This is a genomic window from Klebsiella sp. CN_Kp113 (assembly GCF_040064585.1).
Taxonomy (GTDB): domain Bacteria; phylum Pseudomonadota; class Gammaproteobacteria; order Enterobacterales; family Enterobacteriaceae; genus Klebsiella; species Klebsiella michiganensis.
Genome location: NZ_JBEAID010000051.1, coordinates 15,108 through 26,131, shown reverse-complemented (window position 1 = coordinate 26,131; position 11,024 = coordinate 15,108). Strand labels below are relative to the sequence as shown.

Annotated in this window: 25 protein-coding genes; 24 read left to right on the top strand and 1 reads right to left on the bottom strand. The window is 50.5% G+C overall.

Going from position 1 to position 11,024, the window contains the following annotated elements; genetic code table 11:
- From ABLV30_RS26340 to bfr, 3 genes are all read left to right on the top strand, one after another.
- A partial coding sequence (locus tag ABLV30_RS26340; protein ID WP_072082104.1) for an elongation factor Tu occupies positions 1–101 on the top strand: 101 nt, incomplete at its 5' end.
- A gap of 173 nt (positions 102–274) precedes the next feature.
- Positions 275–469 (top strand): bacterioferritin-associated ferredoxin, encoded by a 195-nt coding sequence (bfd, locus tag ABLV30_RS26335; protein ID WP_004125913.1) that lies wholly within the window; start codon positions 275–277, stop codon positions 467–469.
- Between the two features lie 74 nt (positions 470–543).
- A complete protein-coding gene (gene bfr, locus ABLV30_RS26330; protein WP_004125910.1) occupies positions 544–1,020 on the top strand; it encodes a bacterioferritin in 477 nt (158 codons plus the stop codon).
- Here bfr and ABLV30_RS26325 read toward each other — a convergent pair.
- Positions 1,004–1,477, bottom strand: coding sequence for an A24 family peptidase (locus ABLV30_RS26325; protein WP_014839668.1), 474 nt, complete (start codon positions 1,475–1,477; stop codon positions 1,004–1,006). The genes bfr and ABLV30_RS26325 overlap by 17 nt on opposite strands.
- A 380-nt stretch (positions 1,478–1,857) precedes the next feature.
- Between ABLV30_RS26325 and rpsJ the strand changes: the two genes are divergently transcribed.
- The 21 genes from rpsJ (at position 1,858) to rplO (ending at position 11,021) form a co-directional block, all read left to right on the top strand.
- Positions 1,858–2,169, top strand: coding sequence for a 30S ribosomal protein S10 (gene rpsJ, locus ABLV30_RS26320; protein WP_001181005.1), 312 nt, complete (start codon positions 1,858–1,860; stop codon positions 2,167–2,169).
- A gap of 32 nt (positions 2,170–2,201) precedes the next feature.
- The gene (gene rplC, locus ABLV30_RS26315) at positions 2,202–2,831 is read left to right on the top strand and encodes a 50S ribosomal protein L3 (protein WP_004106354.1); all 630 of its coding nucleotides are present in this window, start codon (positions 2,202–2,204) and stop codon (positions 2,829–2,831) included.
- Positions 2,832–2,841: 10 nt separating this feature from the next.
- The gene (gene rplD / locus ABLV30_RS26310; protein WP_003031119.1) at positions 2,842–3,447 is read left to right on the top strand and encodes a 50S ribosomal protein L4; all 606 of its coding nucleotides are present in this window, start codon (positions 2,842–2,844) and stop codon (positions 3,445–3,447) included.
- Positions 3,444–3,746 carry a 50S ribosomal protein L23 gene (gene rplW / locus ABLV30_RS26305; protein ID WP_000617546.1) on the top strand — a complete coding sequence of 101 codons (303 nt, stop codon included), beginning with the start codon at positions 3,444–3,446 and terminating at the stop codon, positions 3,744–3,746. Before rplD ends, rplW begins: the two co-directional genes overlap by 4 nt.
- A gap of 17 nt (positions 3,747–3,763) precedes the next feature.
- On the top strand, positions 3,764–4,585 hold the full coding sequence (gene rplB, locus ABLV30_RS26300; RefSeq protein ID WP_000301869.1) for a 50S ribosomal protein L2: 822 nt from the start codon (positions 3,764–3,766) through the stop codon (positions 4,583–4,585).
- A gap of 16 nt (positions 4,586–4,601) precedes the next feature.
- Complete coding sequence (rpsS, locus tag ABLV30_RS26295; RefSeq protein WP_001138115.1) at positions 4,602–4,880, top strand: 30S ribosomal protein S19; 279 nt, start codon at positions 4,602–4,604, stop codon at positions 4,878–4,880.
- Between the two features lie 14 nt (positions 4,881–4,894).
- On the top strand, positions 4,895–5,227 hold the full coding sequence (rplV, locus tag ABLV30_RS26290; RefSeq protein WP_002919773.1) for a 50S ribosomal protein L22: 333 nt from the start codon (positions 4,895–4,897) through the stop codon (positions 5,225–5,227).
- A gap of 17 nt (positions 5,228–5,244) precedes the next feature.
- Complete coding sequence (gene rpsC / locus ABLV30_RS26285; protein WP_004106350.1) at positions 5,245–5,943, top strand: 30S ribosomal protein S3; 699 nt, start codon at positions 5,245–5,247, stop codon at positions 5,941–5,943.
- Between the two features lie 12 nt (positions 5,944–5,955).
- A complete protein-coding gene (gene rplP, locus ABLV30_RS26280; protein WP_002919759.1) occupies positions 5,956–6,366 on the top strand; it encodes a 50S ribosomal protein L16 in 411 nt (136 codons plus the stop codon).
- Positions 6,366–6,557, top strand: a complete 192-nt coding sequence (gene rpmC / locus ABLV30_RS26275) for a 50S ribosomal protein L29 (protein WP_002919754.1) — start codon at positions 6,366–6,368, stop codon at positions 6,555–6,557. Before rplP ends, rpmC begins: the two co-directional genes overlap by 1 nt.
- Positions 6,557–6,811: a 30S ribosomal protein S17 gene (rpsQ, locus tag ABLV30_RS26270; RefSeq protein ID WP_004106347.1), complete on the top strand. Its 255-nt coding sequence runs from the start codon at positions 6,557–6,559 to the stop codon at positions 6,809–6,811. Before rpmC ends, rpsQ begins: the two co-directional genes overlap by 1 nt.
- A 165-nt stretch (positions 6,812–6,976) precedes the next feature.
- Entirely contained in the window at positions 6,977–7,348 is a 372-nt protein-coding gene (rplN, locus tag ABLV30_RS26265; RefSeq protein WP_000613954.1) for a 50S ribosomal protein L14, read from the top strand.
- Between the two features lie 10 nt (positions 7,349–7,358).
- On the top strand, positions 7,359–7,673 hold the full coding sequence (gene rplX / locus ABLV30_RS26260) for a 50S ribosomal protein L24 (protein ID WP_004106345.1): 315 nt from the start codon (positions 7,359–7,361) through the stop codon (positions 7,671–7,673).
- 14 nt (positions 7,674–7,687) lie between these two features.
- A complete protein-coding gene (gene rplE, locus ABLV30_RS26255; protein WP_001096202.1) occupies positions 7,688–8,227 on the top strand; it encodes a 50S ribosomal protein L5 in 540 nt (179 codons plus the stop codon).
- A 14-nt stretch (positions 8,228–8,241) separates the two neighbouring features.
- Positions 8,242–8,547, top strand: coding sequence for a 30S ribosomal protein S14 (gene rpsN / locus ABLV30_RS26250; protein ID WP_002919667.1), 306 nt, complete (start codon positions 8,242–8,244; stop codon positions 8,545–8,547).
- Positions 8,548–8,580: 33 nt separating this feature from the next.
- Positions 8,581–8,973, top strand: a complete 393-nt coding sequence (rpsH, locus tag ABLV30_RS26245) for a 30S ribosomal protein S8 (RefSeq protein WP_004106343.1) — start codon at positions 8,581–8,583, stop codon at positions 8,971–8,973.
- A 12-nt stretch (positions 8,974–8,985) separates the two neighbouring features.
- On the top strand, positions 8,986–9,519 hold the full coding sequence (rplF, locus tag ABLV30_RS26240; protein ID WP_004106341.1) for a 50S ribosomal protein L6: 534 nt from the start codon (positions 8,986–8,988) through the stop codon (positions 9,517–9,519).
- 9 nt (positions 9,520–9,528) lie between these two features.
- Positions 9,529–9,882, top strand: a complete 354-nt coding sequence (rplR, locus tag ABLV30_RS26235; protein WP_000358960.1) for a 50S ribosomal protein L18 — start codon at positions 9,529–9,531, stop codon at positions 9,880–9,882.
- 14 nt (positions 9,883–9,896) lie between these two features.
- Complete coding sequence (gene rpsE, locus ABLV30_RS26230; RefSeq protein WP_004106339.1) at positions 9,897–10,400, top strand: 30S ribosomal protein S5; 504 nt, start codon at positions 9,897–9,899, stop codon at positions 10,398–10,400.
- 3 nt (positions 10,401–10,403) lie between these two features.
- Positions 10,404–10,583, top strand: a complete 180-nt coding sequence (gene rpmD / locus ABLV30_RS26225; RefSeq protein WP_001140434.1) for a 50S ribosomal protein L30 — start codon at positions 10,404–10,406, stop codon at positions 10,581–10,583.
- Between the two features lie 3 nt (positions 10,584–10,586).
- Positions 10,587–11,021 carry a 50S ribosomal protein L15 gene (gene rplO / locus ABLV30_RS26220; protein WP_004106336.1) on the top strand — a complete coding sequence of 145 codons (435 nt, stop codon included), beginning with the start codon at positions 10,587–10,589 and terminating at the stop codon, positions 11,019–11,021.
- Positions 11,022–11,024: the final 3 nt, after the last annotated feature.

The following is an 11,024-nucleotide window of genomic DNA, read 5'->3' as shown; positions in this document are numbered from 1 at the left end:
CCCTGATCCACCCGATCGCGATGGACGACGGTCTGCGTTTCGCAATCCGTGAAGGCGGCCGTACCGTTGGCGCGGGCGTGGTTGCTAAAGTTCTGGGCTAATATTTAGTTCTGAATTAAAAAGGGCGCTAAGGCGCCCTTTTTGCTGTCTGCTATTTGCGTGAAGCAGCACAGTGACTGACAGCAAAGAGATCAAACGCCTATTTAATAAACAGGCTATTGTAATCATAACTATTCTCATTTACACTTTGTCTGTAAGTTGAACGGGAGTATATATGTACGTTTGTCTGTGTAATGGTGTGAACGATAAAAAAATTCGTCAGGCTGTGCGCCAATTCAATCCTCAGTCTTTTCAGCAGCTGAGAAAATTTATTCCCGTTGGAAATCAATGTGGTAAGTGCGTTCGTGCAGCACGAGAAATTATGGAAGATGAATTAACCCGCATGCCGGAATATCAAGAGATCGCCTGAAGTCTCTCAGCTTTACTTTGACATCCCTATAGCCCGAACTACGCTTCAATAAGTGGAAGCGGAGGGACTATATAATGAAAGGTGATGTCAAAATCATAAGTTATCTCAATAAATTATTGGGAAATGAGCTAGTCGCAATTAATCAATACTTTCTCCATGCGAGAATGTTCAAGAACTGGGGCCTGATGCGCCTCAATGATGTCGAGTACCACGAATCTATCGATGAAATGAAGCATGCCGATAAATATATCGAGCGCATTTTATTTCTCGAAGGGATCCCGAACCTGCAGGATCTCGGCAAACTCCGCATCGGAGAGGACGTCGAGGAGATGCTGCAATCCGACCTGAGGCTGGAACTGGAAGGGGCGAAGGATCTACGAGAAGCCATCGCCTATGCTGACAGCGTCCACGACTACGTCAGCCGTGATATGTTAATCACCATCCTCGCCGATGAAGAAGGCCATATCGACTGGCTGGAAACCGAGCTGGATTTGATAGGTAAAATTGGTCTGCAAAATTATCTTCAGTCGCAGATTAAAGTGGCTGACTAAAAAACGTCTGCCAACCACATAGCAAACCCGCTGTGGCCAGGAAAGGGCCGAAAGGCAGCGGGTTGCGTAATGCCTGCCTATGTTTGCCGCACAGCATCAGAACCGTTACGGCAGCGCAGGCGAGAATCGTTGCTATAAGAACGAGCTGCGGTAAAACTCTCCATCCCTGCCATGCCCCTAGTGCGGCGAGAAATTTGACATCGCCGTAGCCGATGCCTTCACGCCCGCGTATTCCCCTGTAGAGCCAATAGATCAACGCAAAGGCCAGATAGCCTGCTATCGCTCCCCAGACTGCATGCTGCAGATTGGCTGGTGACATACACAGATAATAAAGCAACCCGCCCCACAGCAGAGGGCAGGTAAATTTATCGGGTAGCAAGCCATAGCGCAGATCGTGCCAACAAAGCGTGAGTAATAACCCGCCATAAATAATAAAGAATGCCAAAGTCGCTATCATCGATGGTTTCCATGTGGTGGTCCTGGGTACCGAGTGTGATGCAGGAGCCGAGCCTCTGGCAAAAGGCAATAAACAGGAATGGATGTCATGCTCCAGAGTATTTGCCGGCCTTTCATGGCATTGCGACGGGCGTGGAAGTGAGCTCGCAGAAACAAGTGATGATTTTGTACGCAGCCCTTGCGTTGTCGCTGAATTTGCGTATAATGCGCGGGCCTGTCAAAGTTGACGGCCGGTTCGATATGAACCCTGGTAGCAGCAACACGCTACCAAACAATGTTCCCAATTGGGGAACTATGTAAGAACGGTTACACTCTCCCATCAATCGTAATGGGTATGAGGAGTAACCATTTCGTCTATAAAATAATTGGAGCTCTGGTCTCATGCAGAACCAAAGAATCCGTATCCGCCTTAAAGCGTTTGATCATCGTCTGATCGATCAATCAACCGCGGAAATCGTCGAGACTGCTAAGCGCACTGGTGCGCAAGTCCGTGGTCCGATCCCGCTGCCGACCCGCAAAGAGCGCTTTACCGTTCTGATCTCTCCGCACGTTAACAAAGACGCGCGCGATCAGTACGAAATCCGCACTCATAAGCGTCTGGTTGACATCGTTGAGCCAACTGAAAAAACCGTTGATGCTCTGATGCGTCTGGATCTGGCTGCCGGTGTAGACGTGCAGATCAGCCTGGGTTAATCAGGTCATCGAGCGATTGAGAGGTTGAAACAATGATTGGTTTAGTCGGTAAAAAAGTGGGCATGACCCGCATCTTCACTGAAGATGGCGTATCTATCCCAGTAACCGTAATCGAAGTTGAAGCAAACCGCGTTACTCAGGTTAAAGATCTGGCTAACGATGGCTACCGTGCCGTTCAGGTGACCACTGGTGCTAAAAAAGCTAACCGTGTAACCAAACCGGAAGCGGGTCACTTCGCTAAAGCTGGCGTAGAAGCTGGCCGTGGTCTGTGGGAATTCCGTCTGGCTGACGGCGAAGAGTTCACCGTAGGTCAGGACATTAGCGTTGAGCTGTTTGCTGACGTTAAAAAAGTTGACGTAACCGGTACCTCTAAAGGTAAAGGTTTTGCTGGTACCGTTAAGCGCTGGAACTTCCGTACCCAGGACGCTACTCACGGTAACTCCTTGTCTCACCGCGTTCCGGGTTCTATCGGTCAGAACCAGACTCCGGGCAAAGTGTTCAAAGGCAAGAAAATGGCAGGTCAGCTGGGTAACGAACGTGTCACCGTTCAGAGCCTGGACGTAGTACGTGTTGACGCTGAGCGCAACCTGCTGCTGGTTAAAGGCGCGGTCCCGGGTGCAACCGGTAGCGACCTGATCGTTAAACCAGCTGTGAAGGCGTAAGGGGATAGCAATGGAATTAGTATTGAAAGACGCGCAGAGCGCGCTGACTGTTTCCGAAACTACCTTCGGTCGTGATTTCAACGAAGCGCTGGTTCACCAGGTTGTAGTTGCTTATGCAGCTGGTGCTCGTCAGGGTACTCGTGCTCAGAAGACTCGTGCTGAAGTAACTGGTTCAGGCAAAAAGCCGTGGCGCCAGAAAGGTACCGGCCGTGCGCGTTCAGGTTCTATCAAGAGCCCGATCTGGCGTTCAGGTGGCGTGACCTTCGCTGCGCGTCCGCAGGACCACAGTCAAAAAGTTAACAAAAAGATGTACCGCGGCGCGCTGAAAAGCATTCTGTCCGAACTGGTACGTCAGGATCGTCTGATCGTTGTCGAATCTTTCTCTGTAGAAGCGCCTAAAACTAAGCTGCTGGCACAGAAACTGAAAGACATGGCTCTGGAAGATGTGCTGATCATCACCGGTGAGCTGGACGAGAACCTGTTCCTTGCTGCGCGCAACCTGCACAAGGTTGACGTACGTGATGCAACTGGTATCGACCCGGTTAGCCTGATCGCCTTCGACAAAGTCGTAATGACTGCTGATGCTGTTAAGCAAGTTGAGGAGATGCTGGCATGATTCGTGAAGAACGTCTGCTGAAGGTGCTGCGCGCACCGCACGTTTCTGAAAAAGCGTCTACTGCGATGGAAAAAACTAACACCATCGTTCTCAAAGTTGCTAAAGACGCGACCAAAGCAGAGATCAAAGCTGCTGTGCAGAAACTGTTTGAAGTCGAAGTCGAAGTCGTTAACACCCTGGTTGTTAAAGGGAAAGTTAAACGTCACGGACAGCGTATCGGTCGTCGTAGCGACTGGAAAAAAGCTTACGTCACCCTGAAGGAAGGCCAGAATCTGGACTTCGTCGGCGGCGCTGAGTAAGTCGGAGGAGTAATACAATGGCAGTTGTTAAATGTAAACCGACATCTCCGGGTCGTCGCCACGTTGTTAAAGTGGTCAACCCAGAGCTGCACAAGGGCAAACCTTTTGCTCCGCTGGTTGAAAAAAACAGCAAATCCGGTGGTCGTAACAACAATGGCCGTATCACCACCCGTCATATCGGTGGTGGTCACAAACAGGCCTACCGTATTGTTGACTTCAAACGCAACAAAGATGGTATCCCGGCAGTTGTTGAACGTCTTGAGTACGATCCGAACCGCTCCGCGAACATCGCGCTGGTTCTGTACAAAGACGGTGAGCGCCGTTACATTCTGGCCCCTAAAGGCCTGAAAGCTGGCGACCAGATTCAATCTGGCGTTGATGCTGCAATCAAAGCAGGCAACACCCTGCCGATGCGCAATATCCCGGTTGGTTCTACCGTTCATAACGTAGAAATGAAACCAGGTAAAGGCGGTCAGCTGGCTCGTTCCGCTGGTACTTACGTTCAGATCGTTGCTCGCGATGGTGCTTATGTCACCCTGCGTCTGCGTTCTGGTGAAATGCGTAAAGTCGAAGCAGACTGCCGCGCTACTCTGGGCGAAGTTGGCAATGCTGAGCATATGCTGCGCGTTCTGGGTAAAGCAGGTGCTGCACGCTGGCGTGGTGTTCGTCCTACCGTTCGCGGTACTGCGATGAACCCAGTCGACCACCCACATGGTGGTGGTGAAGGTCGTAACTTTGGTAAGCACCCGGTAACTCCGTGGGGCGTTCAGACCAAAGGTAAGAAGACCCGCAGCAACAAGCGTACTGATAAATTCATCGTACGTCGCCGTAGCAAATAATTTTAGAGGATAAGCCATGCCACGTTCTCTCAAGAAAGGTCCTTTTATTGACCTGCACTTGCTGAAGAAGGTAGAGAAAGCGGTGGAAAGCGGAGACAAGAAGCCCCTGCGCACTTGGTCCCGTCGTTCAACGATCTTTCCTAACATGATCGGTTTGACCATCGCTGTCCATAATGGTCGTCAGCACGTTCCAGTTTTTGTTTCCGACGAAATGGTTGGTCACAAACTGGGTGAATTCGCACCGACTCGTACTTATCGCGGCCACGCTGCTGATAAAAAAGCGAAGAAGAAATAAGGTAGGAGGAAGAGATGGAAACTTTAGCTCAACATCGCCATGCTCGTTCTTCTGCTCAGAAGGTTCGCCTTGTTGCTGACCTGATTCGCGGTAAGAAAGTGTCGCAGGCCCTGGATATTCTGACCTACACCAATAAGAAAGCTGCTGTACTGGTCAAGAAGGTACTGGAATCTGCCATTGCTAACGCTGAACACAACGATGGCGCTGACATTGATGATCTGAAAGTTGCGAAAATTTTCGTAGACGAAGGCCCGAGCATGAAGCGCATTATGCCGCGTGCTAAAGGTCGTGCAGATCGCATCCTGAAGCGCACCAGCCACATTACTGTGGTTGTGTCCGATCGCTGAGACTCTGGAGACTAGCAATGGGTCAGAAAGTACATCCTAATGGTATTCGCCTGGGTATTGTAAAACCATGGAACTCAACCTGGTTTGCGAACACCAAAGAATTCGCTGACAACCTGGACAGCGATTTTAAAGTACGTCAGTACCTGACTAAGGAACTGGCGAAAGCGTCTGTATCTCGCATCGTTATCGAGCGTCCGGCTAAAAGCATCCGTGTGACCATTCACACTGCTCGCCCGGGTATCGTTATCGGTAAGAAAGGCGAAGACGTAGAAAAACTGCGCAAGGTCGTCGCGGATCTCGCTGGCGTGCCTGCACAGATCAATATTGCCGAAGTTCGTAAGCCTGAACTGGACGCTAAATTGGTTGCTGACAGCATCACTTCTCAGCTGGAACGTCGCGTTATGTTCCGTCGTGCTATGAAGCGTGCTGTACAGAACGCAATGCGTCTGGGCGCTAAAGGTATCAAAGTTGAAGTTAGCGGCCGTCTGGGCGGCGCGGAAATCGCACGTACCGAATGGTACCGTGAAGGTCGCGTACCGCTGCACACTCTGCGTGCTGACATCGACTACAACACCTCTGAAGCGCACACCACTTACGGTGTAATCGGCGTTAAGGTATGGATCTTCAAAGGTGAGATCCTGGGTGGTATGGCTGCTGTTGAACAACCGGAACCGGCTGCTCAACCTAAAAAGCAGCAGCGTAAAGGCCGTAAATAAGGAGCGTCGCTGATGTTACAACCAAAGCGTACAAAATTCCGTAAAGTGCACAAAGGCCGCAACCGTGGTCTGGCGCAGGGTACGGATGTTAGCTTCGGCACTTTCGGTCTGAAAGCTGTTGGCCGTGGTCGTCTGACTGCACGTCAGATCGAAGCAGCACGTCGTGCTATGACCCGTGCAGTTAAGCGTCAAGGTAAGATCTGGATCCGTGTATTCCCGGACAAACCGATCACCGAGAAGCCGCTGGAAGTTCGTATGGGTAAAGGTAAAGGTAACGTGGAGTACTGGGTTGCCTTGATTCAGCCGGGTAAAGTCCTTTATGAAATGGACGGCGTACCGGAAGAGCTGGCCCGTGAAGCATTCGGCCTGGCAGCAGCGAAACTGCCGATCAAAACCACCTTTGTAACTAAGACGGTGATGTAATGAAAGCAAAAGAGCTGCGTGAAAAAAGCGTTGAAGAGCTGAACGCTGAGCTGCTGAACCTGCTGCGTGAGCAGTTCAACCTGCGTATGCAGGCTGCAAGTGGCCAGCTGCAACAGACTCATCTGCTGAAGCAAGTGCGTCGTGATGTTGCACGCGTTAAGACTTTACTGACTCAGAAGGCGGGTGCGTAATGACCGATAAAATCCGTACTCTGCAAGGTCGCGTGGTTAGCGACAAAATGGAGAAATCCATTGTTGTTGCTATCGAACGTATGGTGAAACACCCGGTATACGGCAAATTCATCAAGCGTACGACCAAACTGCACGTACATGACGAGAACAACGAATGCGGTATCGGCGACGTGGTTGAAATCCGCGAATGCCGTCCGCTGTCCAAGACTAAGTCCTGGACGCTGGTTCGCGTTGTAGAGAAAGCGGTTCTGTAATAGAGTACGCATTCTCGATACGGATAAACGGCTCAGCGATGAGCCGTTTATTTTTTCTACCCATATCTGATTTGCGGTGTTATAATGCCGCGCCCTCGATATGGGGCTTTTTTAACGACCCTATTTTTGGGTCTCAGTAGTAGTTGACATTAGCGGAGCACTAAAATGATCCAAGAACAGACTATGCTGAACGTCGCCGACAACTCCGGTGCACGTCGCGTAATGTGTATCAAGGTTCTGGGTGGCTCGCACCGTCGCTACGCAGGCGTAGGCGACATCATCAAGATCACCATCAAAGAAGCAATTCCGCGTGGTAAGGTCAAAAAAGGTGATGTGCTGAAGGCGGTAGTGGTGCGCACCAAGAAGGGTGTTCGTCGCCCGGACGGTTCTGTCATTCGCTTCGATGGTAATGCATGCGTTATTTTAAACAATAACAGCGAGCAGCCCATCGGTACGCGTATTTTTGGGCCGGTAACTCGTGAACTTCGTAACGAGAAGTTCATGAAAATTATCTCTCTGGCCCCAGAAGTACTCTAAGGAGCGAATCATGGCAGCGAAAATCCGTCGTGATGACGAAGTTATCGTGTTAACCGGTAAAGATAAAGGTAAACGCGGTAAAGTTAAGAATGTCTTGTCTTCCGGCAAGCTCATTGTTGAAGGTATCAACCTGGTTAAGAAACACCAGAAGCCGGTTCCGGCTCTGAACCAACCAGGCGGCATCGTTGAAAAAGAAGCTGCTATTCAGGTTTCTAACGTTGCAATCTTCAATGCGGCAACCGGCAAGGCTGACCGTGTAGGCTTTAGATTCGAAGACGGCAAAAAAGTCCGTTTCTTCAAATCTAACAGCGAAACTATCAAGTAATTTGGAGTAGTACGATGGCGAAACTGCATGATTACTACAAAGACGAAGTAGTTAAAAAACTCATGACTGAGTTTAACTACAATTCTGTCATGCAAGTCCCTCGGGTCGAGAAGATCACCCTGAACATGGGTGTTGGTGAAGCGATCGCTGACAAGAAACTGCTGGATAACGCAGCAGCCGATCTGACAGCAATCTCCGGTCAAAAACCGCTGATCACCAAAGCACGCAAATCAGTTGCAGGCTTCAAAATCCGTCAGGGCTATCCGATCGGCTGTAAAGTAACTCTGCGTGGCGAACGCATGTGGGAGTTCTTTGAGCGCCTGATCACTATTGCTGTACCGCGTATCCGTGACTTCCGTGGCTTGTCCGCTAAGTCTTTCGACGGTCGTGGCAACTACAGCATGGGTGTCCGTGAGCAGATCATCTTCCCAGAAATCGACTACGATAAAGTCGACCGCGTTCGTGGTTTGGATATTACCATTACCACTACTGCGAAATCTGATGAAGAAGGCCGCGCTCTGCTGGCTGCCTTTGACTTCCCGTTCCGCAAGTAAGGTAGGGTTACTTAATGGCTAAGCAATCAATGAAAGCACGCGAAGTAAAGCGCGTGGCTTTAGCTGATAAATTCTTCGCTAAACGCGCTGAACTGAAAGCTATCATCTCTGATGTGAACGCAACCGACGAAGATCGTTGGAATGCTGTTCTCAAGCTGCAGACTCTGCCGCGTGATTCCAGCCCGTCTCGTCAGCGTAATCGCTGCCGTCAAACAGGTCGTCCGCATGGTTTCCTGCGGAAGTTCGGGTTGAGCCGTATCAAGGTCCGTGAAGCCGCAATGCGCGGTGAAATCCCGGGTCTGAAAAAGGCTAGCTGGTAATTGTCACCAATTGAATCACGGGAGTAAAGACAGATGAGCATGCAAGATCCGATCGCGGATATGCTGACCCGTATCCGTAACGGTCAGGCCGCGAATAAAGCTGCGGTCACCATGCCTTCCTCCAAGCTGAAAGTGGCAATTGCCAACGTGCTGAAGGAAGAAGGCTTTATTGAAGATTTTAAAGTTGAAGGCGACATCAAGCCGGAACTGGAACTGACTCTTAAGTATTTCCAGGGTAAAGCTGTTGTAGAAAGCATTCAGCGTGTCAGCCGCCCAGGTCTGCGCATCTACAAACGTAAAGATGAGCTGCCGAAAGTTATGGCGGGTCTGGGTATCGCGGTTATTTCTACCTCTAAAGGTGTTATGACCGATCGTGCAGCGCGCCAGGCTGGTCTTGGTGGCGAAATTATCTGCTACGTAGCCTAATCGGAGGAAAAAATGTCTCGTGTTGCTAAAGCACCGGTCGTTGTTCCTGCCGGCGTTGATGTAAAAATCAACGGTCAGGTTATTACGATCAAAGGTAAAAACGGCGAGCTGACTCGTACCCTCAACAATGCTGTTGAAGTTAAACATGCAGATAATGCTCTGACCTTCGGTCCGCGTGATGGTTTCGTGGATGGATGGGCTCAGGCTGGTACCGCGCGTGCCCTGCTGAACTCAATGGTTGTTGGTGTTACCGAAGGCTTCACTAAAAAGCTTCAGCTGGTTGGTGTAGGCTATCGTGCAGCGGTCAAAGGGGATGTAGTAAACCTGGCTTTAGGTTTCTCTCATCCTGTTGAGCATAAACTGCCGGCCGGTATCACTGCAGAATGTCCGACTCAAACTGAAATCGTGCTGAAAGGCGCTGATAAGCAGGTGATCGGCCAGGTTGCAGCAGATCTGCGCGCCTACCGTCGTCCTGAGCCTTATAAAGGCAAGGGTGTTCGTTACGCCGACGAAGTCGTGCGTACCAAAGAGGCTAAGAAGAAGTAAGGTAACACTATGGATAAGAAATCTGCTCGTATCCGTCGTGCGACCCGCGCACGCCGCAAGCTCCAGGAGCTGGGTGCAACTCGCCTGGTGGTACATCGTACCCCGCGTCATATTTACGCACAGGTAATTGCACCGAACGGTTCTGAAGTTCTGGTAGCTGCTTCTACTGTAGAAAAAGCTATCGCTGAACAACTGAAGTACACCGGTAACAAAGACGCGGCAGCAGCTGTGGGTAAAGCTGTTGCTGAACGCGCTCTGGAAAAAGGCATCAAAGATGTTTCCTTTGACCGTTCCGGGTTCCAATATCATGGTCGTGTCCAGGCACTGGCAGATGCTGCCCGTGAAGCTGGCCTTCAGTTCTAAGGTAGAGGTGTAAGATGGCTCACATCGAAAAACAAGCTGGCGAACTGCAGGAAAAGCTGATCGCGGTTAACCGCGTATCTAAAACCGTTAAAGGTGGTCGTATTTTCTCCTTCACAGCTCTGACTGTAGTTGGTGACGGTAACGGTCGCGTTGGTTTTGGTTACGGTAAAGCGCGTGAAGTTCCAGCAGCGATCCAGAAAGCGATGGAAAAAGCCCGTCGCAATATGATTAACGTCGCGCTGAACCACGGCACCCTGCAGCACCCGGTTAAAGGTGTTCACACGGGTTCTCGTGTATTCATGCAGCCAGCTTCCGAAGGTACCGGTATCATCGCCGGTGGTGCAATGCGCGCCGTTCTGGAAGTTGCTGGAGTTCATAACGTTCTGGCCAAAGCATATGGTTCCACCAACCCGATCAACGTGGTTCGTGCAACTATTGATGGCCTGGAAAATATGAATTCTCCAGAAATGGTCGCTGCCAAGCGTGGTAAATCCGTTGAAGAAATTCTGGGGAAATAAACCATGGCAAAGACTATTAAAATTACTCAAACCCGCAGTGCAATCGGTCGTCTGCCGAAACACAAGGCAACGCTGCTTGGCCTGGGTCTGCGTCGTATTGGTCACACCGTAGAGCGCGAGGATACTCCTGCTGTTCGTGGTATGGTCAACGCGGTTTCCTTCATGGTTAAAGTTGAGGAGTAAGAGATGCGTTTAAATACTCTGTCTCCGGCCGAAGGCTCCAAAAAGGCGGGTAAACGCCTGGGTCGTGGTATCGGTTCTGGCCTCGGTAAAACCGGTGGTCGTGGTCACAAAGGTCAGAACTCTCGTTCTGGTGGTGGCGTACGTCGCGGTTTCGAAGGTGGTCAGATGCCTCTGTACCGTCGTCTGCCGAAATTCGGCTTCACTTCTCGTAAAGCGATGATCACCGCAGAAGTTCGTCTGTCTGATCTTGCTCACGTAGAAGGCGATGTTATCGACCTGAACACGCTGAAAGCGGCTAACATTATCGGTATCCAGATCGAATTCGCGAAAGTGATCCTGTCTGGTGAAGTATCTCGTCCGGTAACTGTTCGTGGCCTGCGCGTGACTAAAGGTGCTCGTGCTGCTATCGAAGCTGCTGGCGGTAAAATTGAGGAATAAGTA

Bases quoted from the DNA above. Each gene is read 5' to 3' on its own strand.
- bfd (WP_004125913.1), top strand. From the start codon at position 275: ATGTACGTTTGTCTGTGTAATGGTGTGAACGATAAAAAAATTCGTCAG.
- bfr (WP_004125910.1), top strand. From the start codon at position 544: ATGAAAGGTGATGTCAAAATCATAAGTTATCTCAATAAATTATTGGGA.
- ABLV30_RS26325 (WP_014839668.1), bottom strand. From the start codon at position 1,477: ATGATAGCGACTTTGGCATTCTTTATTATTTATGGCGGGTTATTACTC.
- rpsJ (WP_001181005.1), top strand. From the start codon at position 1,858: ATGCAGAACCAAAGAATCCGTATCCGCCTTAAAGCGTTTGATCATCGT.
- rplC (WP_004106354.1), top strand. From the start codon at position 2,202: ATGATTGGTTTAGTCGGTAAAAAAGTGGGCATGACCCGCATCTTCACT.
- rplD (WP_003031119.1), top strand. From the start codon at position 2,842: ATGGAATTAGTATTGAAAGACGCGCAGAGCGCGCTGACTGTTTCCGAA.
- rplW (WP_000617546.1), top strand. From the start codon at position 3,444: ATGATTCGTGAAGAACGTCTGCTGAAGGTGCTGCGCGCACCGCACGTT.
- rplB (WP_000301869.1), top strand. From the start codon at position 3,764: ATGGCAGTTGTTAAATGTAAACCGACATCTCCGGGTCGTCGCCACGTT.
- rpsS (WP_001138115.1), top strand. From the start codon at position 4,602: ATGCCACGTTCTCTCAAGAAAGGTCCTTTTATTGACCTGCACTTGCTG.
- rplV (WP_002919773.1), top strand. From the start codon at position 4,895: ATGGAAACTTTAGCTCAACATCGCCATGCTCGTTCTTCTGCTCAGAAG.
- rpsC (WP_004106350.1), top strand. From the start codon at position 5,245: ATGGGTCAGAAAGTACATCCTAATGGTATTCGCCTGGGTATTGTAAAA.
- rplP (WP_002919759.1), top strand. From the start codon at position 5,956: ATGTTACAACCAAAGCGTACAAAATTCCGTAAAGTGCACAAAGGCCGC.
- rpmC (WP_002919754.1), top strand. From the start codon at position 6,366: ATGAAAGCAAAAGAGCTGCGTGAAAAAAGCGTTGAAGAGCTGAACGCT.
- rpsQ (WP_004106347.1), top strand. From the start codon at position 6,557: ATGACCGATAAAATCCGTACTCTGCAAGGTCGCGTGGTTAGCGACAAA.
- rplN (WP_000613954.1), top strand. From the start codon at position 6,977: ATGATCCAAGAACAGACTATGCTGAACGTCGCCGACAACTCCGGTGCA.
- rplX (WP_004106345.1), top strand. From the start codon at position 7,359: ATGGCAGCGAAAATCCGTCGTGATGACGAAGTTATCGTGTTAACCGGT.
- rplE (WP_001096202.1), top strand. From the start codon at position 7,688: ATGGCGAAACTGCATGATTACTACAAAGACGAAGTAGTTAAAAAACTC.
- rpsN (WP_002919667.1), top strand. From the start codon at position 8,242: ATGGCTAAGCAATCAATGAAAGCACGCGAAGTAAAGCGCGTGGCTTTA.
- rpsH (WP_004106343.1), top strand. From the start codon at position 8,581: ATGAGCATGCAAGATCCGATCGCGGATATGCTGACCCGTATCCGTAAC.
- rplF (WP_004106341.1), top strand. From the start codon at position 8,986: ATGTCTCGTGTTGCTAAAGCACCGGTCGTTGTTCCTGCCGGCGTTGAT.
- rplR (WP_000358960.1), top strand. From the start codon at position 9,529: ATGGATAAGAAATCTGCTCGTATCCGTCGTGCGACCCGCGCACGCCGC.
- rpsE (WP_004106339.1), top strand. From the start codon at position 9,897: ATGGCTCACATCGAAAAACAAGCTGGCGAACTGCAGGAAAAGCTGATC.
- rpmD (WP_001140434.1), top strand. From the start codon at position 10,404: ATGGCAAAGACTATTAAAATTACTCAAACCCGCAGTGCAATCGGTCGT.
- rplO (WP_004106336.1), top strand. From the start codon at position 10,587: ATGCGTTTAAATACTCTGTCTCCGGCCGAAGGCTCCAAAAAGGCGGGT.